This is a genomic window from Bacillus sp. JJ783, from assembly GCF_036963225.1.
In the GTDB taxonomy this organism is placed as follows: Bacteria; Bacillota; Bacilli; order Bacillales; family Bacillaceae_G; genus Bacillus_A; species Bacillus_A cereus_U.
Map to the genome: position 1 here is coordinate 36,308 of NZ_JBALMG010000011.1, position 26,218 is coordinate 62,525.

Genomic DNA, 26,218 nt, shown 5'->3' on the forward strand with positions numbered 1-26,218 from the left:
TTCACTCTTTTACGTATTTTTTCCCCCTCTTAACATATTCCCCAGTTTTTGAAATATAGATTTCTTTGCCGAAGCACTCTCTAACTTCCATACCCCGCACGGATTATAAAATGGATCCTCTTGTTCATAGCGTTCATCTATATAATGAGCTAGACGATACATTGGGGAATCTTCTGTGAAACTAATTGTATCTCCATCTTTCAAATTAGGTTTTTCGAATATATTATGTAGGTTAAAATCATTTAATAAATCTACAGCTACTTCCGGATCTATTCCTCCGTCTAAAACAACATCTGGTAGATTAAATGCTTGCATTCCACACGAATAATAACCGCCCTCTTCATCTCCTACTAAAGTTACAAGGTGTGAGTACATAGGGAATATTTCCTGATCCTCTGCAAGCTCTTTCCATTCTTCTTTCGAATAAGCTACACCTGCTGTTTCAACTTTTAAAGCAAGTCCACCAATATTTAAGAGTTCCATTCCTACATCAATCACTTCTTGTAACCTCTCTGTATCGTCAACTTTCGCAATAACATACACTGTATAAGTATGCTTCTCCAATTCCCGAAGCAATTCTTCATCAAAACGCTCACCGCTTGCATAGAAGAAAGCTTTGCCTAAAGATGTGTCTTGTTCATATACATCAACTTCAAAAACAATCTCCTTCTCCTTATGGTGCATAATATTCCCTGCTAACATATAGTCACTCTTACTCGCAACTTCTTGTATTAATTCTGTTCTATCTTTCCATAAACCAGGTACTCCAATAACGATTTGTGTCTCCATTAACATGCTCCCTTTTCAATTAAAATCACTACAATATTTTTGGATGATAAAAAAGTGTAGCTGAATTACTTAGCTCATTCTACTAATCTTCTTTGAAATCCTTAAGAAATATGTAGCAAATGTTTCTAATATATTTCTCTATATTATCATCTGGTTATTTCTATATCGAGATTTATACTACCTATTAATTAGCGCTACTCACTTTTATTAAAAATTTAATGAATTCTAGAAAGAAACTCAACTAAAAAAAATAAAATTTTAAAGAAAAATACCTATTCCGACTCTTTACTGACACTTTTCCATTTTCTATTTCATAATCAATCAAAATAAATTACAATATATTAATACAAAAACACATTGTAAACAAAGTGTAATATCCACCTTATTTATTAGTATTAAATAAGGTATTCACAAGAAAATCAAACAAAAAATCCCTTGTCAAATTGAATTACTACCAAAGTGTTCAACGATGATTTATAATCCTAAGCTTGTATAATCACTATTTCACTATAACTTTAATAATTACTAAACTTCGCATTTTTCAAAAAAATATAGTATGATGAATAAATAAAAGGTTGTTAACAAAAACGTTAACAACCTTTTTTGTTTTTTCTAAAAAACTTTTCAATTTAAAGGAGCGATCACATGTATTGGAGAAAAAATGATAAACCTGTAGAAGAACCAGAAGCAATTGCTGTGTGGGAATGCGAAGCAGACGACTGCCTTGGATGGATGCGTAAAAACTTTTCTTTAGAAGATAAGCCGCAATGCCCGTTGTGTAAAGGCGACATGAAAAGCAGTGAACGATTACTACAGAAGTTATAATACCTTTCCCTCTTTATCTTTTATATACTGAAAGATAGAGGATTTTATTTCTCTTTATCTACAGTACAAGTTGCTTCCTAATTATAAATAATGAAAGAAGCAGCTATTACGTAGAATAGCTGCTTCTTTCAATCTATAACTTCTTCATCGCTATAAATTCCATATAATATTCCCCTAAATTTATCTCTATTCATCATCCACCTTACTCACTACATACTACACTTCTTTCGGAAGAACAATTTTTTTATACAATTGAACTGTAATGAAATAATAAAACACATAAATGACTAAGAAAATAATAATCGGCAGCCAAATACGGAAATATGGATTATCTATTAAGAACGAGAACATGTTCATTCCGACTAATACGTGCATTATACCTACGATCGCTGGGAACAAGAAAACTAAAAGTAACTCTTTATAAATTGATTTCGTTAATAGCTCATAACGCACACCAATTTTACGAAGCATTTGATAGCGAATAATATCTTTTGAAGCACCAGAAAGAATTTTAAACATTAAACAGCTTGCCAGCATCGCTAAGAAAGCTATGCCTAAGAAAAATCCCATAAATACTGTTCCACTGTAAGTACTGTAATATCCTTCATACAGCATATATTTACTCAAAAGATGTATGTCCTTCATATCTTTATATTTAGCTAGCTCTAATTCATCAATTTTTTTCCATTCTTCTTTATACGTTATAAAATTGTCCGTTTTCCCCAGTATTATAATTTCTTCTTTACCTTGTATCCCGTCATACATCTGTTGATCTACAATTTTTATCTTTTGACTAGGATTCATATATGTCTTTTGAAGAGACCTTAAAACATTTCCCCACTCTTCTGGAATTACATTGGTATTATCCTCATTTTTTTCTTGCCTATGGCTTAAAACGGCTCCGACAATTAGCTCCCTCGAAACAGGAACGAATCGGCTACTATTCTCGTCTTTTCCAGTACGTGTTAGCGGACGATTTCTTTCTAAATCTTCTTTCAATTGATAAATAAACTGCTCATCTACTTTGTATCGATATTCATTCTTTTCTTTAAATGTAATGCTATCTAATATTTTCTTTTCTTCTGCTGTGGGATTTTTAATTTCGACATCATAGTATTCTGGACTCTCCACCATATTTGTGACATTATTTTTTAACGCCATACCACTGGAGATTGCACCCGCACCGAGAGCCACTAACATAGCAACTGTCGCTAATACTTTCGTTAAACTATTAATAGAAAAACTTAACTGTGCAAACGTAAACGCATTGATTCCTTTTTCACTACGATTTTTATTCGCTTTTAGTTTGTTAATAATAATGGGAAGGAATGATGCAAATAGCATATAAGTTCCTAGTGTTACTGTAATTGTAGCAATGATAAATCCTGATTCCTTTAACTCTTTCATATAAATCATCGAAGCATAACCAACTGCTAATAAAATAATTGATAAAAGTGCTACTATATTCGTTAGTTTTCCTTTAATAGGCGTACGCTCTGTATGACTATTGGAGTGAACGAGTTGTAATAGCGAATTATGCACTAGTTTCATACCATTCATAATTGCGGACAACATAAATAATGCAATGAAAAAGATGAAAGTAACAATAATTGATGGTACATAAAATGCATGATAACCACCTCCAGTAAACTCCAGCTCCTTCATCAGTAAATGCCCAACGCCTTGCGCCAAAATTATACCGACTATCACACCTACTATAAGAGATACTATTCCTAATGCAATTGTTTCAATAAACATGAGCAATGTAATTTTATGCTTTTTTGCCCCTAATACCATATACATACCAAATTCTTTTTGCCGAAGTGATAATAAAAATGAATTGGCGTATAAAATATAAAATAATGTAATGAAACCTAATAAAAATGATCCTGTTTGGAAGACTGAAAAAATTCCATCCATGGAATTTCCTTCGATAAACGTTTTATTTAACGCTAACGTTTGAAACATATAAAAAATTGAAATAGACATAATAAGCCCAACTAATAAGACCATATAGTCTTTTCGTTTACTTTTTAGTCCCGACATGGAAAGTTTGAATAACATGTTGAACCTTCTTTCTTATGCTTTTTGTGTGCCTAAATTTGCAAGCACATCTAAAATTTCTTTATAAAACTCTTCACGAGTACCTCTGCGATGAATTTCTTTATACAATTCTCCATCTTGGATGAATAAAATACGTCGGCAATAACTTGCGCTTAATGGATCGTGTGTAACCATCATAATTGAAACATCCTGTTCTTCATTTAAGTTGGTCATCGCCTCTAATAAACTTTTCGCATTTTTAGAATCAAGCGCTCCTGTTGGCTCATCTCCTAAAATTATTGCTGGCTCATGTACAAGGGCACGAGCCGCCGCCGAACGTTGTTTTTGTCCACCAGATACTTCGGACGGATATTTTTGAAGAATCTCTGAAATTCCTAACATCTCTGCTACCTTTTTCACCTTTAATCCAATTCTTTTCGAATGAACACCTTGCAGAGAAAGCGGTAATGCAATGTTTTCATAGATTGATAAATTTTCAAGTAAGTTAAAATCTTGAAAGATAAACCCTAGTTTCTTCGAGCGAAAATCAGATAATTCCCCTTGCTTCATTTTCGTAATATCTGTTCCAGCAATTTCAACAATTCCACCTGTCGCTTTATCTAATGTAGAAATTACATTCAATAATGTTGTTTTCCCTGAGCCAGATGGTCCCATAATTCCAACGAATTCACCCTCTTGAATCGAGAACGATACATTCTTTAGTGCATGTGATTGACTCTCATCTTTTCTACCGTATACCTTTTGTACATTCTTTACCTCTACAACTGATGCTGTCATTTATATCCTCCTACACTTCTTTTCCAATTTTTGTTTTCCTTACATATTTTCCGAGCATTTCTTAACCCATTTCTAAGTATAGATAGCATTTCTTAATAAATAGCAGCGGATATTCTTAATATTTCTTTAAGAATATGAAAAAGCCCCAAATCTAGTAGCTTGGGACTTTTGGTTTCTATATTCTATTTGTTATATTCTTTTGTATATCCATTTTTATTAATTTTTGATACGAATCATTTATCTTACTAAAAGATGCATAACGCTTTTTATAAATATCCTGTATGTTTTTTGCTTGTTTCTGAAGAGCTGCATCTTCCATTTTATCTCTAGATTTATGAACTGATTTTACTTCTTCTCGTGCTTTTCCAAAAGCTTCTTTTTCTTTGTTCCATACTTTTTCTTATTCCTCTTAATCTTACTCTACCTAAAAAAAGAAATGATATTCATCTATACTTTGCTAACCTTTAGGTTCTACTAAAATGACATCTTCTAAATCATATAAATTCGCCTTGGGTTTTGCATAAATAATATGTGCAAGACCATATTTATCCGGCTCTTGATCTATTACCTCTGCTACTTCAAGACCAGGTGGTATTTTCTGGCTCAATTCAGAGGTAATAATGCTATCACCTATTTTTATTTCTTTCGCTTTATCTGATGGAATATTATTAATTCGAAGAGCTTGTTTTTCCTTATCATACCCTGTAACAAATCCTAAAATGGATGAGTTATTTTGGAAGGTGATTGCTAAACGATTTGTTCGTTCATCTTTCGTAATTAATTTCACAATAGATGTAAATTGATCTACACTCTCTACCTTTCCAATAAGACCACTCACCGTCATAACAGCCATATCAACCTTTACACCATGTTGTACCCCTCTATCAAGAGCGATTTTTCCATACCAATCTTCTGCTACACGTCTTACTACTGTAGCTTGAATTAAATTATATTTTCCTTGTTCCTTTAATTCTCTCGTCTTGTTGATAAGCTTAGTAAGGTTTTCTTTCTCCTCACTTAACATTTGTACTTTACTCTTTAACGATTCTTGGTTCTCGATTTTTTCTTGCAATAATTGATTCTCTTTATATACTTTATAAATGTCTTCTATATTGTGAACAATATTTTGTACATGCCTATTATTCGTACATACATACATCATCAATAAAACAAAAAGAATAATTGAAAGAAATAATAATATTTTCCTCTTAGAAACCTGCATAATCATCCTGTTACTCCTTACCATTTTTTATCTACACAATATAGAATACTAGTAGTTGTATACAGAAGAAATGCAGTTTAGATAAAGTTCAGATAATCTTTATCTTCTTTATAAAAAATTTAGAAATTATCATATACTGCCATTACATTTGAAGCTTGATCGTTACTTTATCTATTGAATACAACTTATCATTTCTATAACTAGACATGCTTTATTGTTACTTTTTCTTTTGCTTTAGCTGGCATTTCGTCACCTTGTATTTCTTCCCATTTCATACCATAAGTCCCTTTAGACTTAATCTTTACATATGCTCCTATTCGTAAATGTTTTGAAGAAGTCATCATAATTTTTTGTTCTTTACCAGATTCATCATATCCTTTAAATTTATAGTTCCATCTACCAAAACCATTACTGTTGGCTTCATATTCCCCATCACTGTCGACAACAGCATAATAAATATCTTCTTTAATAAACGGATTGAGTTGATCTACAATCGGTCCACCTTTCACTACAAGTAATGTAACTCCAACTATAATCAATACGATAAACGCACTTAATTTTTTCATATAACTTTCGATTCTCCACTTCTCTATTTTATTAGTCAACGTCCACCTGAATGATGGAATAAGCCTCTCTCTAAATCGATAGCAACACTATCGCTCGTTCTTCCCTAATTAGAAGGTAACCGATATTTCTAATGCCCTTCTAATTAAATTGGTAATAAGATAATAAATTGAATAACCCCATTTTCATATTCCGCTCGAATTTCTCCTTTATGCAATTCAACAATGCTTTTTGCAATTGCAAGCCCCAAGCCTGAACCTTCTACAGCTCTACTTCTAGATTGATCTTTTTTATAAAAACGCTCAAACAAATTCTCCAATTCTGTTTTTGTAAATTCTTCACTATGATTCGCTATAGAAATTTTGATATGCTGTTCTTCTCTTTGAAGTGAAACTTGAATTTCTGCTTTATCTATACTGTATTTAATTGCATTTATTAAGAGGTTTTCAAACACACGCACCATTTTTTCCGAGTCCACAACGGCATATATACGATCTTCCTGAAATTTTTTCACGAATGAAAGATTATGTTCCTCCGCTTGTGGTACTAGCTCTTCTATTAACTGATCAAGTAGTTCATTCATACACACTTCTTGTGAATCTAACACCATATTTTCATCTGTTAGTTTTGTATACTCAAACAAATCCTCTATTAACATCTTCAACTGCTCTGATTTTGAAAAAGCAATTTTTATATACTCATCATGCTGTTCTTTATTTTCATATTTCGCATCACCTAGTAAGCGTAAATACCCCATAATAGAAGTAAGTGGTGTTCTTAAATCATGTGATACATTTGTAATCAATTCACTTTTTTGTTTCTCTATTTGTTTTTCTTTTTCTATATTAGCCAAAAGTTTTTCTGCCATTTGATTAATCTTTGAAGTTAATACACCTATTTCATCTTGACCTGCCTGTTTGATTTTATATTGTAAGTTCCCTTTCGAAAACTCTCTTACGCCTTCTGCCATTGCTTCAATCTGATTCATCTTCCTTTTCGTTATATAAAAGAAAGAAAGTAGAAAAGTAATAAAACCTAGTAAAGATGGGAATGGACTACTACCGTTCACTACATACTTTACATTTCCTTGTGGTATACCACTTGCAATGATATACATATTTTCCGTATTAACAGTAACTGGATAAAAGGTTGTAAACTCCTTACGCTTTTGTTCAGCTCTATCTTGAATTAAATTCTGTGCCTCTACATATCGTACTTGATCCATTTTAAAATCCATTACATTACGCATCGTCTCATGAAGATTAATCTGTTCTTCCGGTGCTCCCTTTGTTTTATAAACCACTTTCCCATTCTCATCTATTATTAAAACCTTCAATTGATTTTGATGATTCAATTGATCAAGCAGTTCTTGTATATTAATTTCCTTCCCTTCTTCCGTTATACTTTCAACAAGTCTTTGTGTCTGTCCATCAATGGCTTCCATACCTGATGCATAATCAATGATAGAAATTTTATTCGTATCCTCGAAAAAGGAGGATGAAGACCACCCTACTAATACACCAAGTAATGTACAGAAAGTAAATGTAGCAATCAGCTGTACACGTATACTTTTTTGCAAATAACTAACTGTTTTACCAATCATTTTTTTAAAAACTTGATTCATCCATATTATCGGTTCAAATATCTTTCTCAATCTTGTAGCCAACTCCCCATATTGTTTTAATGTAGCGAGGCTTCCTTGGAATTGCCTCTATCTTTTCACGTATTTTCCGAATATGTACCATCACAGTATTATCGGATTGGAAAGCTTGCTCTTTCCATACTCTTTCATAAATTTGCTCTGCATTTAATACCATTCCTTGATTTCGTGCAAGCAATTCTAATACCTCAAACTCTCTCGGTGTCAATTTCACCTCTTCATTTGCAATAATGACCTGCCGCGTTGCTATATTTATCTTTATATCTCCAACTTCAAATACATTTTCATCTTTTACACTTGCCCCGCTCATTTTCATATATCTCCGAAGTTGTGATTTAATACGAGCAATGAGTTCAAGTGGATTAAATGGTTTTGCTACGTAATCGTCTGCTCCAGTTGTTAACCCTAAAATCTTGTCCATATCTTGCGTTTTTGCCGACAGCATAATAATGGGCATTTCCGCTATTTCTCTCACTTTCATACACATATGAATACCATCTATTTTCGGCATCATAATATCAAGTACAATTAGATGCACGTCTCTTTTCGTTACTATTTCTAACCCCTCTTCACCATCTCCAGCTTGTAATACTTCGTAACCTTCATTCTTCAAATAGATGGCGATAAGTTTTCTAATTTCCTTCTCATCGTCCACGATAAGTATCGTTCCTTTACTCACAAAATCTCCTCCAGCATCATTTACCAAACTATGAATGTTGCTTTATTTCACTCACTACTGCATTCTTCTTATGCATATACACATAAGAAATACTAGAAACTATGATAACGATGCCACCCAAATATATACCATACTCGGTCACAAGGGTTACTATCATTTCTATATGCTTTCCAAATATAGAGCCTAGTACAAAGTAAACTAACGTCCAAACAAATCCTGTTACATATGAATAAATCGCATACGTTTTAAATGACATGTTATTCATCCCTACTAAATACGGTACGATATGTCTCACAACGGGGATAAAATAACTTATTACTAATGCATAATGACCATATTTCCCTACTATCTCTTGTGATTTTAAAAGGTACTTCGCCTTTTTCTTTTTCATCAATTTTTTAAGCACTTTTATGCCAAATATTTTCCCTAGTATGTAACCTAAAGAAAGCCCAGATACAACGCCTAAATATGTTAATAAAAACGCAGGAATGACACTTAATACGCCTAATGAAGATACAAATCCACCACCCATTACAATCATTTCATCTGGAATCGGCATACCGATAATACCAAGCCATAAACAAAAAAACAGTGCCCAATAACCATACTGCTCAATGTATGATATTAATTCATGTAGCTCCATTATGCATATGCTCCCCTTAGCTCTTTTTTACAGCTAAAGACGTAGGCTGGCGGGAAATTAAACCAAACTTTTTCTAGTGTAATTTCAGGGAAGAAATGCTGTATAAATCCTTTTTTTACAAGTGAATATTGAAATGTAATGAATTCACCACTCTCATGTATCGCTTCCATTGCGTTGTTTAAAATGCGTTTTGAAACCTCTTCTGGTAAAGATGTGAAAGGCAATCCTGATAAGACGTAATCAATGCATTCTATATTGAGCTCTTCCATATACGTCTTTATATTTTCAGCTGAACCATGTACAACAATGACATTCTGCTCATCTTTAAATTTTCTCTTTAGCTCTTTGAAAAACACTTCATTAATTTCGATAAGAAGAAACATTGTCTCCTTCTTCTTTCGCTTCATAATTTCTTTCGTAAAGACTCCTGTACCAGGACCTAATTCTACAATGCACTTCGCTCTATTAAAATCAATTACATCTACCATTTTCTTTGCTAATATTTTTGAACTTGGCGCAATCGCACCAGTATGTTTCGGGTGTTTAATAAATTCATGTAAGAATGTTATGAGTTGCATGTAAATCTCTCCTCATTCGTTCAATAGTTTTTAACTTGTGTTTAAGTATAACTATCGTTTCTTAATAAAAATTGAGGAGATTTCTTAAGATTTTATGAAGAAATCAAAAAACAGCTACCGCTTATAGCGATAGCTGCCCCTTTATTACTTCGCGCTCACAATCTTATAATAAGAACGAACTGTTAAGAAGTAATATCCGATATAAATGACACCGTATACTCCGATACTAATTAGGAGCGGAATCATAATTTCAAACGGTAGTATGTTCCCTAAACCTTTTAATGCAAACAAGCTGTGTAGAATTCCGATTACTAACGGAATCGCAAAGATAAAGCTTACTTGTTTTGCGATAGCTTTTTTCATTTCCTGTTTCGTTACCCCGACTTTACGAAGTACAACATAACGCTCACGATCAGCATTTGCTTCTGTTAATTGTTTAAAGTAAATGATAGAACCTGTTGCTAGTAAGAATACAAGTCCTAAGAACATTCCGATGAACATCATTAGTCCAGTTCCTTCAAGCCCCATTTGGAAACCAGTGTAGAAATCTCTAAATGATGGTACCATTTCTGATTCACCAGCTGGCATCACTTTTGTTAATTTTTCTGTTAATACTTTACTGTTTCTTTCATCTTTTACATCAATATTTTTTACAACACGTGTTCCAAATGCTTGCTTCGCTTGTTCATATGTTTCATCTGAAACGACAACAACTAGTTCACCTAAGTTCGTAATTGCATGATCATTTGCGCCTTGAATCGCTAATTTCTTCGTTTCATTTCCAATTTGGAATACCGCTTTATTTCCTTTATATTGAGGGCTAAACTCATGCCCTTCAATATAAGAGCTATCATATATAAATGCTTCACCAGCAGCTACATTCACTGTTTCTGCATCGATTTTTTTAGCAAGTTTATTAAATTCAGATTGAGACATAAATTGATATTTCTCTGAGATACTGTAGTTCATATTAAGGATGAAATCAACTTTATCTCCTTCAAACTTTCCTTTTACAGGAACCATCTCAACTTCAAATTGATCTTTTACAGGATGATTCTCTTTCTCTTCAGCAAAAATCGCATTTACTTTCTTATCTAGTTCTGCATCTTTTTTCTCATAAGAATAGCTGTATGGCGCGAATGCTTTTGATTGTGTAAATGTGTTGTAATACATCGTAACTGACGTACCAACTGCTGTTAATGTTACCGCACTTAAAATAGAAATTGTTGCAAGTGACTTTGCATTCCCTTTAATACGATATAGTAGCTGTGATGTCGTTACCATATTCATACCGTTATAAAACGATGATTTATTATTTCTTGCACGTTTTAATACGAATACTGTAAAGAACATAAATAGTAAGTACGTACCTACTACTGTCGCAAGTAAAATATAAAGTGCAACTGCCATAAAGTCTGCATACTTAACTGCCTTCATGAACATTAATGCTAAGAAATAACCTGAACCGATTAAGAAAATCGAAATTAACGCCATAATTACAGATCCTTTTGGCATTGCTTCTCCTTCGCGTTCTGCGCGGAAAAGTTCAATTAGCTTGAATCGATAAATTAAACGATATCCTTGAAGTGATGTATACAATATAATCACAAAGAAAATAATTGCTGTATCAACAATTGCAGCCATCGGTACTTCAAAATGAACATTTAAATTTAACCCCATCATACTTACTAGTAGTTCAAGGAATAGTTTTGAAAGAACGCTACCAATCGCAATCCCAATAATTAAAGACATTAATCCCATTAACATATTTTCATAAAAGAGCATTTTACCGATCTGTCTTTTTCGAATACCTAGTAACGAATATAGCCCAACTTCTTTTTTACGCTTCCGTGTAAAGAAACCGTTCGAATATATAATGAACACCGCTACGAAGATGATTAGCATGACACTTGAAACTTGAAACGCACCGCTAATTTTTTTAGAACCTTCCGCAGCTTTTTCCATTTGTGAATTGTACTGCAACGCCTTAAATGTAAAATAGATGACGATGCTAAATATCATAGATGCAAAATATACAAAGTAGTCTTTAAAGTTCCGCTGTATGTTGCGGAGGGCAATGCTAGATAAGGTCATCAGCCATACCTCCAGAAATGGAAGACATTACGTCAACGACTTTTTGGAAGAACTGTTTACGTGTTGATTCACCGCGGTGCAATTCTTTATATAACTCACCATCTTTAATGAAAATAACTCGTTTACAGTAACTCGCCGCAAAAGCATCGTGCGTTACCATTAAAATTGTTGAGTTATCATATTCATTTAACGACTTCATACTTTCTAATAAATCTGTCGCTGATTTAGAATCGAGTGCTCCCGTCGGCTCGTCTCCAAATATCATACTAGGACTTGTAACGATCGCACGCGATGCTGCGCAGCGCTGCTTCTGCCCACCAGATACTTGATATGGGAACTGACTTAAAATATGATCAATACCGAATTTCTTTGAGATTTCAAGAACGCGGCGATCAATCTCATTCGCTTTCATCTTCGATAACGCAAGAGGTAACGCAATGTTTTCTTTTACCGTTAACGTATCTAATAAGTTATAATCTTGGAAGATGAAACCTAAATGATCACGGCGGAACAACGCCAGCTTATCATCGTTCATCTTCACGATATCTTTTCCCTCAATTAAAATTTCACCGTCCGTCGCATTATCAATTGTAGAAAGAACATTTAAAAGAGTCGTCTTACCAGAACCAGAAGGTCCCATAATTCCAACGAACTCACCTTCTTTTACTTGTAAGTTAATACCTTTTAAAGCTGCAAATTTATTCCCACCTGTGTCATACACTTTTTCAATATTTTTTGCTTCTAACACTGTTTTCATCTCGACATCCCTCATTTCTTCTATTCTCTATTTTCAACTATATACACTCTCTACTCTTGCCACTATCGATGTTTCTTACACAAACATGACAGTTATGTAAGGCACATAAGTAAAGACATAAAAATTTAACCTACTGAATGAAAGTACTTTGTTACTATAGCATTGGGATATCATACCATCCATTCATTCTCCTTACAGGAACATTACAATCTTGTAAGGTTAAAAATGCCCCTACAAAGTTGTGCATGAAATGTCGGATGGAGCTATTTCATTCTTGCTATTCTATATACAAAGGAGGTCATAGTATGGATTCACTTAAAAATATGAATGCGGCAATGCGGTATATTGAGGAAAACCTTACACATGAAATTGATTTTAAAGAAGTCGCAAAAATAGCTTTCTGCTCCGAATATCATTTCAAAAGAATGTTTTCTTTTTTAGCTGGCATATCACTATCAGAATATATTCGCTGTAGACGTCTTACGCTTGCTGCCTTTGAACTAAAAGATAGCAATGTAAAAATCATTGATGTCGCTATAAAATATGGATACAACTCACCAGATTCTTTTACACGTGCATTTCAAAATTTGCACGGAATAACGCCTTCAGAAGCTCGAAGTACAATTCGTTCTTTGAAAGCTTATTCACCAATGACCTTCCAACTATCCATTCAAGGAGGAAATGAAATGAACTATCGAATTGAAGAAAAAGAGCCATTTCAAATCATTGGTATACAAAAACGAGTACCGATTGTTTTTAACGGTGTAAACGAAGAAATTGCTTCTATGTGGAAAAGTTTAGACCCGGGGACCATTGAAACATTAAAGTCCCTTTCAAATATTGAACCTACAGGAATTATTAGTGCTTCTACGAATTTTTCTGAAGGAAGAATGGAGGAAAAAGGAGAACTCGATCACTATATTGGAGTAACTACGACAAAAGATTGTCCAGAGCAATTCAAACAACTTGAAGTCGCTGCTTCAACATGGGCTATCTTTGAAGCTGTCGGTCCATTTCCTGACGCGTTACAAAATGTATGGGGGCGTATTTATTCTGAATGGTTCCCTTCTTCAAACTATGAATTAGCGGAAGGACCGGAAATATTGTGGAATGAAAGTAAAGACGTATCTTCGCCGAATTTCAGAAGCGAGATATGGGTACCTGTTTTGAAAAAGTAATATAAGGATCTAAACCTTTTCAAAATAAAAGCTGCTCTTCCTCCTTAAAGGAAAAGCAGCTTTTTATTTTATACTTCTTCTCGACTCGTTCTTATACAAGAAAATAGTAATAATCGTAAGTACTATAACAACTCCAAAAGTAAACACTCTGTAATTCGAGATAGTAGCAGTACCGATTAAAAAGGCAGGTATAACAGCCGTAATTAAACCACCAAACATACCAACAAACGATCCTACACTTTGTTTTACTATTTGAGTTTCTGATACCCAATCATAATAACCAAATCGATTATTAATAAAAATCCCCCATACTGCCGAAAAGAATGAATATGCTATCGGTGTTATTACGATGAAAAGAGAACTCCAAACATCTAGTTTTAATCCTATTATCAGTAATAAAGCACTAATAAGTGATGCAGGTATACTTAATGAAAGATTCATAAGAATTTTACTGTCATAAATCATCTTTGGCGCTATAGGCAATGACTTAATAATCCATACATTTTTTCCTTCTAAAGACAATGACACACATGTTGTACACGTCATCGAAATCGCTGCTGCAATAGCAAATGGAGCAACCTTTTGCAACAGGGTCTCAATTCCAGGGTACTCTATTAATTGACTTGGTCCTACTACAACTATAGCTAGCGCGAAAGCTAGCGCCATCACGACTCCCATTCCACTGTTTATCACATACACTGTAGAAGAAAAGAAACGCTTTAGTTCTTTTTTATACAACGCGACCAATACACTTTCTTTTCTCATGCTATGAATCTCATAATTTGAAAGCATATGATAAGTGGTAATCTCTGTGTTTATTTGCTTATATTTTAGCGCAAGTATTTTTACAAAAAGATAATACCAAATAACCGATATCCCAACAAACAGGGTGAAAGCTACAATATCAGCATGAACAATTGCTTTTTGAAACATGTTAGCTAATGGGTAAACTTTAGTTAATTGCTCTGAAACAATTGCACCCATTCCATTCATATCCTTAAGGCTATATTGAGCATTTCCGCTTTTTAGCATAAAGAAACCGAATGTAATCATTACTATAAAACTTAAAATCGTAGTTATTTTATTCGTATTTTTAAATTTAGAAGCGATTGCCGTAATCATAGCTCCAAAGATCGCTGCGATTGTTGTTGGAATTAAAGATGCTATAAACATACTGATGAACCACATAAAGTAAAAAGAAACTGATGGATTCTCATGTATGCCATAAACAACTCCCATTGGTAGCATGATTATGATTGAAAAGATCGTATTCAGCAAATATAAATACAAAAACCTACTTGTAATAACAGTACTTACACGAATCGGTAATGACATTAAAAGATCGTAGTCCTTAAAAGCAAAAATTTCTCCATTTGCCTTAAATATAGTGAAAAACAACGTCAATACACTGCTAATAACTAGTGCATAAACTGGGATAATTTCACTTATTCCTAGTTTCACCAACCCATATGCTGAGGCTCCGCAATATAGCATTAACATGACACCAACTAAGGCAATAGATGCTGACAGTAAAATCTTATTCTGCTTCTTTTTCTTATCTTTTTCGTATTTAAAAGTATTTAAACCGAGCTGCGTTATCAACCGGATTTTCAAAAGACCTAGACTATTAGTATTCATTAGCAAGCTCCTTCATAAAGAGCTCTTCCAATGATCCTTTCTTTATTAAAGAATTCACTTCCCCTGAAAGTGCTAATTTCCCTCTATTAATCATCGCTATTTTATTACATAACTTCTCCGCCACATCTAAAACATGTGTAGAAAAGAAAATCGCACTTCCCTTTTCACAAAGCTCCTTCATAATACCTTTCAATACTACGGCTGCCTTTGGATCAAGACCAACGAAAGGTTCATCTAAAACTAATAATTTCGGTTTATGCAAAACCGCTGATATAATCGCCACTTTTTGTTTCATACCATGTGAATAAGAAGATATTAAGTCTCCCAAGTAAGGTGTAATCTCAAAAGCATCCCCATACTTCTGTATCTCCTTTTCCCGATCTTTTGCAGACACCTTAAAAACATCAGCAACAAAGTTCAAATATTGAATTCCTGTTAATTGCTCATATAAATCGGGATTATCAGGAATGTACGCCATTACTTTCTTACATGCAATCGGATCCTTTTTTACTGAATGTCCATCAACAAAAATTTCACCCTCTTCAAAATCTATAACTCCTACTAACGACTTAATTGTTGTACTTTTCCCCGCACCGTTATGCCCGATAAATCCAAAGATATCTCCTGCTTGAACAGTAATATTTAAATGATCTACTGCTTTCTTACCACCTTTGTATGTCTTGCTAAAATTTATAATTTCTAACATCTGATTTCCCCCAAACTATCCTTTTTAACTGAATTTTCAGACCTAAAAGCAAAAAATTTACTCAGCGAGCTTTTTCATTATCCCCACTGAGTATTTAAATCTCTTAACACATAGAAACTATAAATATAAAATTTGACTCGTACAGTTCAATCGATTATTGCTCACAATTGCATTTCTTTTTTATATAAAACGTAAGAATATAAATTCGTTATGAGGACAGCAATTACTATAATCCCAAGCATCATATAAGATCTCCAATCAGCTGGAGCGAAAACACTTATAATCATAATAAGTCCTAAAGCCACAAATACTTTTCCGCTAAATCGATGTGTTTTCCGCCATACTTCTTCATTACTTAACGTCCAAGGATTACGCATCCCAACGAAAAAGTTAGGCTTACACTGCGGTAAATAATTACCCATCACTAAAAATAAAACACCAACTAATAATTCTGGAACTCGATTAATGAATAAATTATATCCTAGTCCACTTGTAATAATATCTATATTTCCTACAAATAGTAGCAGGAGTATCCCGTTATTCATCATCATAAAAGCTTTAGAAAATTTCTCGTAATTTGCTTTCCTTGGATCAATCTTTGGTATCACATTTAGAAATACATATAACGCAATCATAATTCCAACCATAGAAATCATTCCGTAAAATTTAGAAGAATAGCCATCTACCTTACCACCACTCCAATGTGTCGCAATTGTATCCGGCAAATGAGGCCAAGCAAACGCCCATGCGATACAAGTTATAAGAACTAATATAATTGCAAAAAGATGTTTTTTCATTTCCCCTCTTCCCCCTTATTCGTAAACGTAAATACCCAAGTCAATAAATCTTGAAATACAGTTGTGTTTAAAGAGTACATAACGAATTGTCCTCTTTTTTCATCTTGGATAAGTTCAGCATTTTTGAGCGCATTTAGATGATGTGAAATACTTGGCTTTGTCATATTGAACTGTTCAGCAATTTCGCCAGCTGTTAAATCGCCTTCTTTTAATAAATCTAAAATTTTTCGCCTTGTTGGGTCTGCTAATGCTTTGAATGCTTGATTCAATGTCTTTCTTCCCTTCACTAATTAGACATTTAGATATTTATCTAAATATTAAATTAAAAACCAGTAATTGTCAATTGTATCCATAGCCTTTTTACTTTTTCCACTTTTGACCTATAAATACGCCACAGCTATGCTATATATAACAAACAGGAAACCCTATTCATTTGATTTCTTTGTTTTTACTTCGTACGGGGCAAAAAAGGCTCTGACCGCTTCTATGCATGGCTGGATCCTCTCTCTCCCCTAAAAAGATAGGTTTTATGTTATTTTTAAAATCTTTATATTTATATAGCTCTCATTTCAACATAATGAAAAGACGAGAAACACATGGTACACTATAGCTACAATTGTTTTTTTTAGGAGGAATATACATATGTATAAAATTTTAATCGTTGAAGACGATCCAAATATTTCATCATTACTACAATCTCACATTCAAAAATATGGCTATGATGCTGTTGTTGCGGAGAACTTCGATGATATTATGGAATCGTTTAACGCCGTGAAACCACATCTTGTTTTACTTGATGTAAACTTACCGAAATTCGATGGTTTCTACTGGTGCCGTCAAATCCGTCATGAATCTACTTGTCCAATTATTTTCATTTCAGCTCGTGCTGGTGAAATGGAACAAATTATGGCGATTGAAAGTGGCGCGGATGATTACATTACGAAACCGTTCCACTATGACGTTGTAATGGCAAAAATTAAAGGTCAATTACGCCGTATTTATGGTGATTATGCACCAAATATTTCTGAACGTATCGTTGAAGTAGAAGGTTTAAAACTATTCCCTGAACGTCCAGAAATTCATTTCGGATCTGAGCAAGTTCTTTTAACAAAGAAAGAAGCTATTTTAGCAGAAATGCTATTATCTAAATTCCCTCGTACAGCAAGCCGTGAAGATTTATTAGCTGCCCTTTGGGATGATGAGAGCTTCGTTGAAGAAAATACATTAAACGTAAACATTACGCGTCTTCGTAAAAAGTTTAATGAGCTTGGTATTGAGAACTCTATTGAAACAGTACGTGGACTTGGATATCGTTTTAACACAACTTGGAGTGAATAAGCATGAAGCTATTTTTACGTGATCATTTTGCATTTTTTCTACTATATGTATTAAACTTCGGAATCATTTTCGTTCTCTATGATGCAGTAGATGGATTTCAAAATAATAAGTTTTACTTCATCGTTTTAAGCTTATATTTATTCATCTGTTTCCTCGCTTATCGTTACGTTCGTAATCGTAGAATGTACCACAGATTAAGTGAACCACCAGAGAAAATGGAAGATGCGTTTATTGAAAGAGCGACTGCTCCTATGCCCCACGGTGTAAACGAGCTCGTTCGTACGCAATATCGTCTATTCCAAAAAGACCTACAAACATTTGAAGTAAAACAGCAAGAACACCAATTATTTATTAACCACTGGGTACATCAAATGAAAACGCCCGTTTCTGTTATGCAACTTATGGTGCTTGAAATGGAAGATGAACATTTAATCCCGCAATTTAAAAAAGAATTAGAGCGACTAAATCAAGGACTCGATATGGCTTTATACATGGCAAGGTTAAACAACTTCCATGAAGACTTCCATGTTGAGACCGTTTCATTAAAAGATGCTGTAACAAAAAATATTAACGGATTAAAAGAACTATTCATTCGAAACGGGGTCTTCCCTGTTTTAGAAGTTCATTCAGATTTAAAAGTTGCTTCTGATGCGAAATGGCTAAAGTTCATCATTTATCAGTTAATGACAAATGCTGTTCGTTATTCTGGTGAACGCGGAAAGAAAGTTTTCTTATCAGCTTATCGAAATGGAAAAGATATCATTTTGGAAGTTCGTGATGAGGGCGTTGGTATTCCGCAAGAAGATGTTCGAAGAGTATTTGAACCATTTTACACTGGGAAAAATGGTCGTACATTCGGAGAATCTACTGGTATGGGACTTTATATCGTAAGTAAAATTTGTGATTATTTAGGTCATTCTGTAAAACTAGACTCTGAAGTTGGTAAAGGAACGACGATTAAAATCATCTTCCACAACGCTGCAAACAATCAAGCAGAAAATACGGAGAAGGTGACCAAAGCATGATCGGAACATATGCTAGCAAAATGTATGAGAATATACTCTCATACATTTTTTGCAATAAAACTGCATATTGGCCTTCTAACGGGAGGTACATATTATGACATTTTGGCAATTTGCATTTAAAAATGTAACGCGCAACTCAAGAGCTTATTTTGCCTATTTTTTAAGCAGTTCCTTTTCCATTGCTGTTTTCTTTTCGTTTGCTGTTTATTTATTTCATCCGAAATTACAAAATTTCAGTATGATCTCTGAAATTTCAGGATTAATGATTTTTTCAGAAGTTGTCATTGTACTGTTCTCTTTCTTCTTTTTACTATATTCAATCGGATCGTTTTTAAAAGTTCGTAAAAAACAATTTGGTATTTTAACCGTTTTAGGTATATCGAAAAAGCAATTACATCGTCTCGTTTTTACGGAAAATATGTTAATTGGTATTTTATCTATCTTTTTTGGTATGCAGTTTGGGCTTGTCTTTTCGCAATTTTTCTTATTAGTGACGGCGAAAATTACGCACGTACCAGGTATATATTTATATATACCTACGAATGCTTTCATTTTAACAACGATTGTGTTTCTTGGTCTCTTTATCGCTGTATCTGCATTCACACCAATGCTTATTCGAACAAAAAAAGCATTGCACCTTTTAAAAACAAACAATGTAAAACAAAAAGAAAGAAAACCATCCATATTAATTTCTCTATTTGGTGCTATCTGTTTATTAGGTGGTTATATTTTAGCTGTAAATCCTAAATATTTCTTCTCAGTAAACCCGCAAGTAGGCGTTATATATATGGTTTCAAGTATTTTTGTGATTCCAGCACTTGTTACAATTGGGACATATTTTTTCTTTTCTCAAATTAGTTTCTTACTTATTTATATTTTAAAGAAAAGAAGAAGTTTTTATATGAAACGGATTAATATGCTTTGGATTTCTGATTTAGCAAGTCGTATTCGAACAAATATTAATATGCTTTTTATTGTAGCGATGCTATCTACAGTAGCCTTCACAATGATTACATTTCTATATGGATTTGGAAAGTTTACAAAGCTAGATGTTACGAGAAGTTCACCTTTTCCATTTTCTTATTTTTCATATGACGCAAATCCTTTTGCTAACAAGCATTTAACTTGGCTTGAACAGCAGTTACAAAAAGAAAATTTCTCTTATAAAAAGATAGAAGCTGATTTATATGAAACACCACTGAAAGAAGATGCAGGTATAACGACTTACAATGACATCTATGCAATGAAACAAAGTGACTATAATAAACTTGCAGCTTCCCTGCGAATGAAACAACTATTCATGAGCGATAACGAAGCATATGTCTTAAGCGGCAGCGCTTATTTCACCTTATTCAGCCAATTTGATCCAAGCTTCAATAGAAAATCCATTACACTTTCTAGCACAAATACGATATTACAAGTAAAGGGCTATGAACAAGTAGGGGCCATTCCATCTAACTTTTCATATCAAACTTTAATTTTACCTGATGTTGTTGTAAACAACTTACCAAGTACAACAAAGCATGTATCAGCGTACAATTATAACGTACAAAACTGGGAAAAGACGTATGAAATTGCTAATGATTTTATGAAAAAAATACAAAAAGATCGACAGGAATTCCAATACGAAGGCCCCCTTATACGCTCCTATGAATCAGCAGACTCATTATATAGAATCACATCAGGAAGTGCTGCATACTTCCTAATCGGGACATTCTTAGGTGTCATTTTCTTTATTGGAGCAGGTAGCGTTCTTTACTTCAGAATGTATACAGATTTAACAAACGAACAAGAAAAATATGTAGCAATTTCAAAAATTGGTGTAACAAATGCAGAGATGAAACGATCTGCAACCATTCAACTTAGCATTTTATTTTTCGTTCCATATGTTATTGCATCCATTCATACAATGTTCGCAACAAAAATGCTTCAAGATGTAATTGATTTATCACTATTCAAAGAAATTTCAGCCGTTCTTATTATTTTTGGCATAGTTGAAATCGTCTTTTTCTTATTCATTCGTTCCTTTTACATGCAAAAGTTATCAGAGTATACGAATGGTTAAGTTTTATGAATATATTAGTACAGGAAAAGGGTATCTCTTATATCCTTTTCCTCTTCACTCTATTAGGAGGTTCAGGTGAATGACATTTTGGCAGTTTGCCTTTAAAAACGTAACACGGAACGCCAGAGCTTATTTCGCCTATTTTGTAAGCAGTGCGTTTTCCATTGCTATTTTTTTCTCATTTGCAGTTTATTTATTTCATCCTAAATTGCATATGACAGACGTGAATTATGCTCTGAACATATTAATGACAATTTCAGAAGTTGTCATTGCGTTTTTTTCATTTTTCTTTTTACTATATTCGATTGGTACGTTTTTAAAAGTACGAAAAAAACAGTTTGGAATTTTAACAGTACTTGGCATCTCTCAACAACAATTAAAAAGGCTCGTCTTTTTAGAAAATATGTTAATTGGTATTCTTTCTATATTTTTTGGCATTCAACTCGGACTTGTCTTTTCACAGTTCTTTTTATTAGTTACCGCCAAAATTACACATGTACCTGGTTTATATTTATATTGGCCGACAAGTGCCATTGTTTTAACGACTATAACCTTTCTCGGTCTCTTTATTCTGGTATCTTCCTTTACACCAATGCTCATCCGTACGAGAAAAGCTGTACGACTTTTAAAATCAGGAAAACAACATAAAGAAAAAAAAGCATCCGTACTTATTTCTCTATTTGGCGCGATATGCTTACTATCTGGATATGCGTTAGCAGCAAATCCACTATATTTCATGTCACTAGGCGACATAATTGGAATTTTGTACGCCGTCTCTAGTATATTTGTCATTCCATCACTTGTTGCAGCTGGAACATATTTTTTCTTTTCACAAATTAGCTTCTTGCTCATTCGTATATTAAAAGCACGAAGAACGTTTTATATGAAGCGAATTAATATGCTTTGGATTTCTGATTTAGCAACAAGAATTCGAACAAATATTAATATGCTCTTTATTGTAGCGATGCTATCGACGCTCGCTTTTACGATGATTACATTCTTATATGGATTCGGGAAATTTACAAAGTTTGATGAAATTAGACAAAACCCTTTCCCGTTTACGTATTTATCTCATACTGAAAATACGTTAGCCGATCAACATTTAAACTGGTTAGAGCAAAAATTTAATGAAGAGCACTTTACTTATACAAAATTTAAAACGGATATATATGAAGTATCTTCAGCAGAAGAGAACCCGCAGCTCTATTATGCCATTAAACAAAGTGACTATAATATACTTGCTAAGGCGTTAAACTGGGAACATCTCAACGTGAAGAATAATGAATCTTATATCCTTATTAAAGACATAGATGATCAATTCATTGGAACAATTTATGATAAAGAAAAGAAAAATACTCTTACGCTTTCTCAAAACTCTTTACAGCTACAAGTGAAAGAATATAAAGGTTATAACCCTTTCCCAAATAGTTTAATATCACACTTACTTGTACTATCTGATGAAAATGTAGAAGCATTATCAACCATTTCGAAACAAATGAGTGTATATAACTTTAACGTTCCGGATTGGGAGAAAGCATATAATATTGGCTCAGCGTTTATGACAAAAATCAATAACGACAATGCAGCGATTCAAGCAGAGCACCCGCCGTTTCATGCAAGTGAAGCCAGCAACTCACTATACGAAACGAAACTAAATGTATCTTCCTTTTTCTTAATCGGAACTTTCCTTGGCGTTATTTTCTTTATCGGTGCTGGCAGTGTTCTTTACTTCCGTATGTATACAGATTTAACAAATGAGCAAGAAAAGTATATAACGGTTACGAAAATTGGCTTAACAGAAGATGAGATGAAACAATCTGCTACCATTCAACTTGCGATTCTTTTCTTTGTTCCATACATTATGGCATCGATCCATACGATGTTTGCGACAAAGATGTTGCAAGAAATATTAAATCTCTCATTATTCGCTGAGATTACAGTTGTACTTGTAATCTTTGGAACGGTTGAAATTCTCTTTTTCCTTTTAATTCGTTCCTTTTATATGCAAAAATTATCACAACATATTAAGTTTTAAAAATAGAAAGGTGATTATTATGGAAGAAGTATTACACATAAAAAACGTCTCAAAAGTGTATGAAGGAAAAGTCCCTCATACTGCTTTAAAAAATATAAATTTACACGTAGATAAAGGTGAATTCGTTGCAATTATGGGGCCGTCTGGAAGCGGGAAATCTACATTTTTAAACGTTATCTCTACAATTGATTCACCTACTTCTGGTGAAGTCATTATTAATGGAAAACAACCGCACACGTTCCGCAGAGAGAAGCTTGCTATTTTCCGTCGCCAAGAGTTAGGATTTGTTTTCCAAAACTTTAACCTATTAGATACACTAACAATCGGTGAAAATATCGTGCTGCCTTTAACGTTAGATAATGTCCCTTTGAAAGAAATGGACGAGAAGCTCGATAACATTTCAACAAAACTTGGAATTGATCATATTTTGGACAAGCGTATTTTTGAAGTTTCTGGAGGACAAGCACAACGTACCGCAGTAGCACGTGCTGTTATTCATCACCCCTCACTTCTACTTGCGGATGAACCGACAGGAAACTTAGATTCGAAAGCGGCAATTGATGTAATGGAATTATTTACAAAATTAAATAAAGAAGAAGATGCAACAATTTTAATGGTTACTCACGATCCGTTTGCAGCAAGTTATTGTAACCGAGTTATTTTCATTAAAGATGGTGGGCTTTACAATGAATTACACCGCGGATTATATCGCGAGAAGTTTTATCAAGAAATATTAGATGTTTTAGCATTATTAGGAGGAAGACGTGGATGACATTTTGGCAATTTGCATTTAAAAATGTCTCGCGTAATTCGAAAGCATATTTCGCCTATTTTGTAAGTAGTGCATTTTCTATTATGGTTTTCTTTTCATTTACTGTATACGCGTATCACCCGCGGTTACAAATTATGAATAAATTGCAGGAACAAGATCCGCTCATGAACTTAGCTGGCATGGCACAGTTTGTTATCGTTTTGTTCTCGTTCTTCTTTCTCTTATATTCTATCGGGACATTTTTAAATGTCCGAAAACAACAATTTGGCGTTTTAACTGTTCTCGGTATATCTCAAAAACAATTAAAACGGCTTTTGTTTATTGAAAATATGATCATTGGAACGCTCGCTATCTTTGCAGGTATTCAAGGCGGGCTTGTGTTTTCTAACTTTTTCTTACTTGTTACTTCTAAATTAACAAATGCAAAAGGCCTCTATTTATATTGGCCAACACAAGCCATTATCGTTACAACAGTAATTTTTATTATTTTATTTTTCATCGTTTCTACATTTACACCGATGTTCATTCGTACTCGTAAAACAACTCGATTAATTAAAAATAATAAAAATGAAAAAGACGAAAAAAGGCCGTCTATACTCATTTCATTATTTGCCTTAAGTTGTTTAGGGCTGTGCTATTATATTGCCGGTTATCCGCAAAGCTATATAACAGAAAAAAATTTACAAAACGGCTCTGTATACCTTATTATGTTATCTATTTTACCGCTCGTAGTAGTCGGGACATATTTATTCTTTTCACAAACATTTCTTCTCTTTATTTTTATTTTAAAAAAGCGGAGAAAGTTTTATATGAAACAAATAAACATGTTATGGATTTCAGATTTAGCTAGCCGTACGCGTAGTAATATTAATGTGCTCTTTATCGTTTCTATGTTGTCAGCACTTGCATTTACAATTATTATTGGGTTGTTTGCTGCTAATAATAATACGAAAGCATCGACATTAGAACGATATCCTTTCCCCTTCACATATACGTCCAAAGGTGAAAATCCCTTTGAACAAAAGCACATTGCTACAATTGAAACAGAGCTTACAAATGCTAATTTTCAATACAATAAGCATAAGGTTACAATGTTACAAGATACAGCTTTAAACAAAGACATTACTCTTATGAAAATGAGTGAATATAACACACTTGCGAAACAATTAAAGAGGCCGGAAATAACCCTTGATTCTACACAAGTTTATATTATTTCTCGGTACTCGCCAGAACTCTTAAATCTTGTATCAAATCCATTTGCAAAACAAAATACAATTACACTCGGATCTAATAAAAAGGAATTTCATATTAAGGGATTTATTAATAAAGGGATCGGACCAGTCTTTGCATTCCCACATATAATTGTTGTACAAGATTATGTATTTGATAATATGATTCCTCATATTGAAACGACCATAGTTTATAACTACTTCGTTGAGAACTGGGAAGATGCAATTGTTCCGACGAAAAATATGTTAAAACATATTTGGAATGATACGGATAGCTTCCGTGAGGCATATAAAAATACAGACATCCCATTTGCTATTTATACAGCTGCTGATGATCTAAACTACAGTAAAGGAAATTCAATTGCTACTTTCTTTATTTGGACATTTCTCGGCTTTATTTTCTTTATCGGGGCAGCAAGTGTTTTATACTTCCGTATGTATAACGACTTAACGACTGAAAAACAAAAGTACATTACGATTACAAAACTCGGCTTAACAGAATCAGAAATGTTTCGTTCTGCAACGATTCAATTAGGAATTTTATTTTTCATTCCTTATATCGTTGCTGGTATTCATACAATATTTGCGATTAAGTTTTTACAAAGCATGTTTTCTTTCTCTTTATTAAAAGAATTAATCATTATACTTACGTTATTCGGGATTATCGAGATTATTTTCTTCTTCTTAATCCGCTCCCTGTACATTAATAAATTATCACAGCATATAAAAATATGAATAAAATAGCCTTGTGCAATATGCACAAGGCTATTTTCAATAGTTTTT

The 26,218-nt window shown here is 33.4% G+C and carries 23 protein-coding genes and 1 pseudogene; 8 read left to right on the forward strand and 16 right to left on the reverse strand.

What is annotated here, in order from left to right; genetic code table 11:
• Nucleotides 1–9: 9 nt before the first annotated feature.
• Nucleotides 10–789, reverse strand: a complete 780-nt coding sequence (locus V7038_RS03200) for a DUF4261 domain-containing protein (protein WP_335469115.1) — start codon at nucleotides 787–789, stop codon at nucleotides 10–12.
• Between the two features lie 645 nt (nucleotides 790–1,434).
• Between V7038_RS03200 and V7038_RS03205 the strand changes: the two genes are divergently transcribed.
• Nucleotides 1,435–1,614 (forward strand): cold-inducible protein YdjO-related protein, encoded by a 180-nt coding sequence (locus V7038_RS03205; protein ID WP_002067775.1) that lies wholly within the window; start codon nucleotides 1,435–1,437, stop codon nucleotides 1,612–1,614.
• Between the two features lie 216 nt (nucleotides 1,615–1,830).
• Here V7038_RS03205 and V7038_RS03210 read toward each other — a convergent pair whose 3' ends face one another.
• The 11 genes and pseudogenes from V7038_RS03210 to V7038_RS03260 all read right to left on the reverse strand — a co-directional run bounded on the left by V7038_RS03210 (nucleotide 1,831) and on the right by V7038_RS03260 (nucleotide 12,652).
• Nucleotides 1,831–3,678, reverse strand: a complete 1,848-nt coding sequence (locus V7038_RS03210; RefSeq protein WP_335469117.1) for an ABC transporter permease — start codon at nucleotides 3,676–3,678, stop codon at nucleotides 1,831–1,833.
• A 15-nt stretch (nucleotides 3,679–3,693) separates the two neighbouring features.
• Complete coding sequence (locus V7038_RS03215; protein WP_070140043.1) at nucleotides 3,694–4,455, reverse strand: ABC transporter ATP-binding protein; 762 nt, start codon at nucleotides 4,453–4,455, stop codon at nucleotides 3,694–3,696.
• Nucleotides 4,456–4,630: 175 nt separating this feature from the next.
• Nucleotides 4,631–4,840 (reverse strand): annotated as a pseudogene (locus tag V7038_RS03220) (YkyA family protein); the annotation flags it as partial.
• Between the two features lie 72 nt (nucleotides 4,841–4,912).
• Nucleotides 4,913–5,683, reverse strand: coding sequence for a rod shape-determining protein MreC (mreC, locus tag V7038_RS03225; protein ID WP_070140044.1), 771 nt, complete (start codon nucleotides 5,681–5,683; stop codon nucleotides 4,913–4,915).
• Between the two features lie 194 nt (nucleotides 5,684–5,877).
• Nucleotides 5,878–6,243: a YxeA family protein gene (locus V7038_RS03230; RefSeq protein WP_002112497.1), complete on the reverse strand. Its 366-nt coding sequence runs from the start codon at nucleotides 6,241–6,243 to the stop codon at nucleotides 5,878–5,880.
• A gap of 143 nt (nucleotides 6,244–6,386) precedes the next feature.
• Nucleotides 6,387–7,895: a sensor histidine kinase gene (locus tag V7038_RS03235; RefSeq protein WP_070140045.1), complete on the reverse strand. Its 1,509-nt coding sequence runs from the start codon at nucleotides 7,893–7,895 to the stop codon at nucleotides 6,387–6,389.
• The gene (locus V7038_RS03240) at nucleotides 7,879–8,580 is read right to left on the reverse strand and encodes a response regulator transcription factor (RefSeq protein WP_002112500.1); all 702 of its coding nucleotides are present in this window, start codon (nucleotides 8,578–8,580) and stop codon (nucleotides 7,879–7,881) included. The genes V7038_RS03235 and V7038_RS03240 overlap by 17 nt, the downstream gene beginning before the upstream one ends.
• Nucleotides 8,581–8,608: 28 nt before the next feature.
• Nucleotides 8,609–9,223, reverse strand: coding sequence for a DedA family protein (locus V7038_RS03245; RefSeq protein ID WP_002112506.1), 615 nt, complete (start codon nucleotides 9,221–9,223; stop codon nucleotides 8,609–8,611).
• The gene (locus V7038_RS03250) at nucleotides 9,223–9,801 is read right to left on the reverse strand and encodes a class I SAM-dependent methyltransferase (protein ID WP_002067767.1); all 579 of its coding nucleotides are present in this window, start codon (nucleotides 9,799–9,801) and stop codon (nucleotides 9,223–9,225) included. The genes V7038_RS03245 and V7038_RS03250 overlap by 1 nt, the downstream gene beginning before the upstream one ends.
• A gap of 144 nt (nucleotides 9,802–9,945) precedes the next feature.
• Nucleotides 9,946–11,895 carry an ABC transporter permease gene (locus tag V7038_RS03255; protein WP_002112507.1) on the reverse strand — a complete coding sequence of 650 codons (1,950 nt, stop codon included), beginning with the start codon at nucleotides 11,893–11,895 and terminating at the stop codon, nucleotides 9,946–9,948.
• On the reverse strand, nucleotides 11,882–12,652 hold the full coding sequence (locus tag V7038_RS03260; protein ID WP_335469125.1) for an ABC transporter ATP-binding protein: 771 nt from the start codon (nucleotides 12,650–12,652) through the stop codon (nucleotides 11,882–11,884). Before V7038_RS03260 ends, V7038_RS03255 begins: the two co-directional genes overlap by 14 nt.
• A 305-nt stretch (nucleotides 12,653–12,957) precedes the next feature.
• Here V7038_RS03260 and V7038_RS03265 point away from each other — a divergent pair, with 305 nt between their 5' ends.
• Complete coding sequence (locus tag V7038_RS03265; RefSeq protein WP_002112510.1) at nucleotides 12,958–13,830, forward strand: AraC family transcriptional regulator; 873 nt, start codon at nucleotides 12,958–12,960, stop codon at nucleotides 13,828–13,830.
• Between the two features lie 63 nt (nucleotides 13,831–13,893).
• Here the strand turns inward: V7038_RS03265 and V7038_RS03270 are convergent, their stop codons facing one another.
• The 4 genes from V7038_RS03270 to V7038_RS03285 form a co-directional block, all read right to left on the reverse strand.
• Complete coding sequence (locus V7038_RS03270; RefSeq protein ID WP_335469130.1) at nucleotides 13,894–15,468, reverse strand: putative ABC transporter permease subunit; 1,575 nt, start codon at nucleotides 15,466–15,468, stop codon at nucleotides 13,894–13,896.
• The gene (locus tag V7038_RS03275) at nucleotides 15,458–16,174 is read right to left on the reverse strand and encodes an ABC transporter ATP-binding protein (RefSeq protein ID WP_002112513.1); all 717 of its coding nucleotides are present in this window, start codon (nucleotides 16,172–16,174) and stop codon (nucleotides 15,458–15,460) included. The genes V7038_RS03270 and V7038_RS03275 overlap by 11 nt, the downstream gene beginning before the upstream one ends.
• A gap of 161 nt (nucleotides 16,175–16,335) precedes the next feature.
• Nucleotides 16,336–16,971, reverse strand: coding sequence for an SdpI family protein (locus V7038_RS03280; protein WP_002112514.1), 636 nt, complete (start codon nucleotides 16,969–16,971; stop codon nucleotides 16,336–16,338).
• Entirely contained in the window at nucleotides 16,968–17,240 is a 273-nt protein-coding gene (locus V7038_RS03285) for an autorepressor SdpR family transcription factor (protein WP_002089211.1), read from the reverse strand. The genes V7038_RS03280 and V7038_RS03285 overlap by 4 nt, the downstream gene beginning before the upstream one ends.
• Before the next feature lie 373 nt (nucleotides 17,241–17,613).
• Here V7038_RS03285 and V7038_RS03290 point away from each other — a divergent pair, with 373 nt between their 5' ends.
• From V7038_RS03290 to V7038_RS03315, 6 genes are all read left to right on the forward strand, one after another.
• Nucleotides 17,614–18,309 (forward strand): response regulator transcription factor, encoded by a 696-nt coding sequence (locus V7038_RS03290; protein ID WP_002034497.1) that lies wholly within the window; start codon nucleotides 17,614–17,616, stop codon nucleotides 18,307–18,309.
• Nucleotides 18,310–18,311: 2 nt separating this feature from the next.
• Nucleotides 18,312–19,334 carry a sensor histidine kinase gene (locus V7038_RS03295; RefSeq protein ID WP_002034498.1) on the forward strand — a complete coding sequence of 341 codons (1,023 nt, stop codon included), beginning with the start codon at nucleotides 18,312–18,314 and terminating at the stop codon, nucleotides 19,332–19,334.
• 94 nt (nucleotides 19,335–19,428) lie between these two features.
• A complete protein-coding gene (locus V7038_RS03300) occupies nucleotides 19,429–21,399 on the forward strand; it encodes an FtsX-like permease family protein (RefSeq protein ID WP_002112516.1) in 1,971 nt (656 codons plus the stop codon).
• Nucleotides 21,400–21,478: 79 nt separating this feature from the next.
• On the forward strand, nucleotides 21,479–23,434 hold the full coding sequence (locus tag V7038_RS03305; RefSeq protein WP_002112518.1) for an ABC transporter permease: 1,956 nt from the start codon (nucleotides 21,479–21,481) through the stop codon (nucleotides 23,432–23,434).
• Between the two features lie 19 nt (nucleotides 23,435–23,453).
• Nucleotides 23,454–24,206 carry an ABC transporter ATP-binding protein gene (locus V7038_RS03310; protein ID WP_002112520.1) on the forward strand — a complete coding sequence of 251 codons (753 nt, stop codon included), beginning with the start codon at nucleotides 23,454–23,456 and terminating at the stop codon, nucleotides 24,204–24,206.
• A complete protein-coding gene (locus tag V7038_RS03315; RefSeq protein WP_002112521.1) occupies nucleotides 24,203–26,170 on the forward strand; it encodes an FtsX-like permease family protein in 1,968 nt (655 codons plus the stop codon). The genes V7038_RS03310 and V7038_RS03315 overlap by 4 nt, the downstream gene beginning before the upstream one ends.
• Nucleotides 26,171–26,218: the final 48 nt, after the last annotated feature.

Coding starts and splice junctions, on each gene's coding strand:
- V7038_RS03200 (WP_335469115.1), bottom strand. CDS start 789: ATGGAGACACAAATCGTTATTGGAGTACCTGGTTTATGGAAAGATAGA.
- V7038_RS03205 (WP_002067775.1), top strand. CDS start 1,435: ATGTATTGGAGAAAAAATGATAAACCTGTAGAAGAACCAGAAGCAATT.
- V7038_RS03210 (WP_335469117.1), bottom strand. CDS start 3,678: ATGTTATTCAAACTTTCCATGTCGGGACTAAAAAGTAAACGAAAAGAC.
- V7038_RS03215 (WP_070140043.1), bottom strand. CDS start 4,455: ATGACAGCATCAGTTGTAGAGGTAAAGAATGTACAAAAGGTATACGGT.
- mreC (WP_070140044.1), bottom strand. CDS start 5,683: ATGATTATGCAGGTTTCTAAGAGGAAAATATTATTATTTCTTTCAATT.
- V7038_RS03230 (WP_002112497.1), bottom strand. CDS start 6,243: ATGAAAAAATTAAGTGCGTTTATCGTATTGATTATAGTTGGAGTTACA.
- V7038_RS03245 (WP_002112506.1), bottom strand. CDS start 9,223: ATGGAGCTACATGAATTAATATCATACATTGAGCAGTATGGTTATTGG.
- V7038_RS03250 (WP_002067767.1), bottom strand. CDS start 9,801: ATGCAACTCATAACATTCTTACATGAATTTATTAAACACCCGAAACAT.
- V7038_RS03255 (WP_002112507.1), bottom strand. CDS start 11,895: ATGACCTTATCTAGCATTGCCCTCCGCAACATACAGCGGAACTTTAAA.
- V7038_RS03260 (WP_335469125.1), bottom strand. CDS start 12,652: ATGAAAACAGTGTTAGAAGCAAAAAATATTGAAAAAGTGTATGACACA.
- V7038_RS03265 (WP_002112510.1), top strand. CDS start 12,958: ATGGATTCACTTAAAAATATGAATGCGGCAATGCGGTATATTGAGGAA.
- V7038_RS03270 (WP_335469130.1), bottom strand. CDS start 15,468: ATGAATACTAATAGTCTAGGTCTTTTGAAAATCCGGTTGATAACGCAG.
- V7038_RS03275 (WP_002112513.1), bottom strand. CDS start 16,174: ATGTTAGAAATTATAAATTTTAGCAAGACATACAAAGGTGGTAAGAAA.
- V7038_RS03280 (WP_002112514.1), bottom strand. CDS start 16,971: ATGAAAAAACATCTTTTTGCAATTATATTAGTTCTTATAACTTGTATC.
- V7038_RS03290 (WP_002034497.1), top strand. CDS start 17,614: ATGTATAAAATTTTAATCGTTGAAGACGATCCAAATATTTCATCATTA.
- V7038_RS03295 (WP_002034498.1), top strand. CDS start 18,312: ATGAAGCTATTTTTACGTGATCATTTTGCATTTTTTCTACTATATGTA.
- V7038_RS03300 (WP_002112516.1), top strand. CDS start 19,429: ATGACATTTTGGCAATTTGCATTTAAAAATGTAACGCGCAACTCAAGA.
- V7038_RS03305 (WP_002112518.1), top strand. CDS start 21,479: ATGACATTTTGGCAGTTTGCCTTTAAAAACGTAACACGGAACGCCAGA.
- V7038_RS03310 (WP_002112520.1), top strand. CDS start 23,454: ATGGAAGAAGTATTACACATAAAAAACGTCTCAAAAGTGTATGAAGGA.
- V7038_RS03315 (WP_002112521.1), top strand. CDS start 24,203: ATGACATTTTGGCAATTTGCATTTAAAAATGTCTCGCGTAATTCGAAA.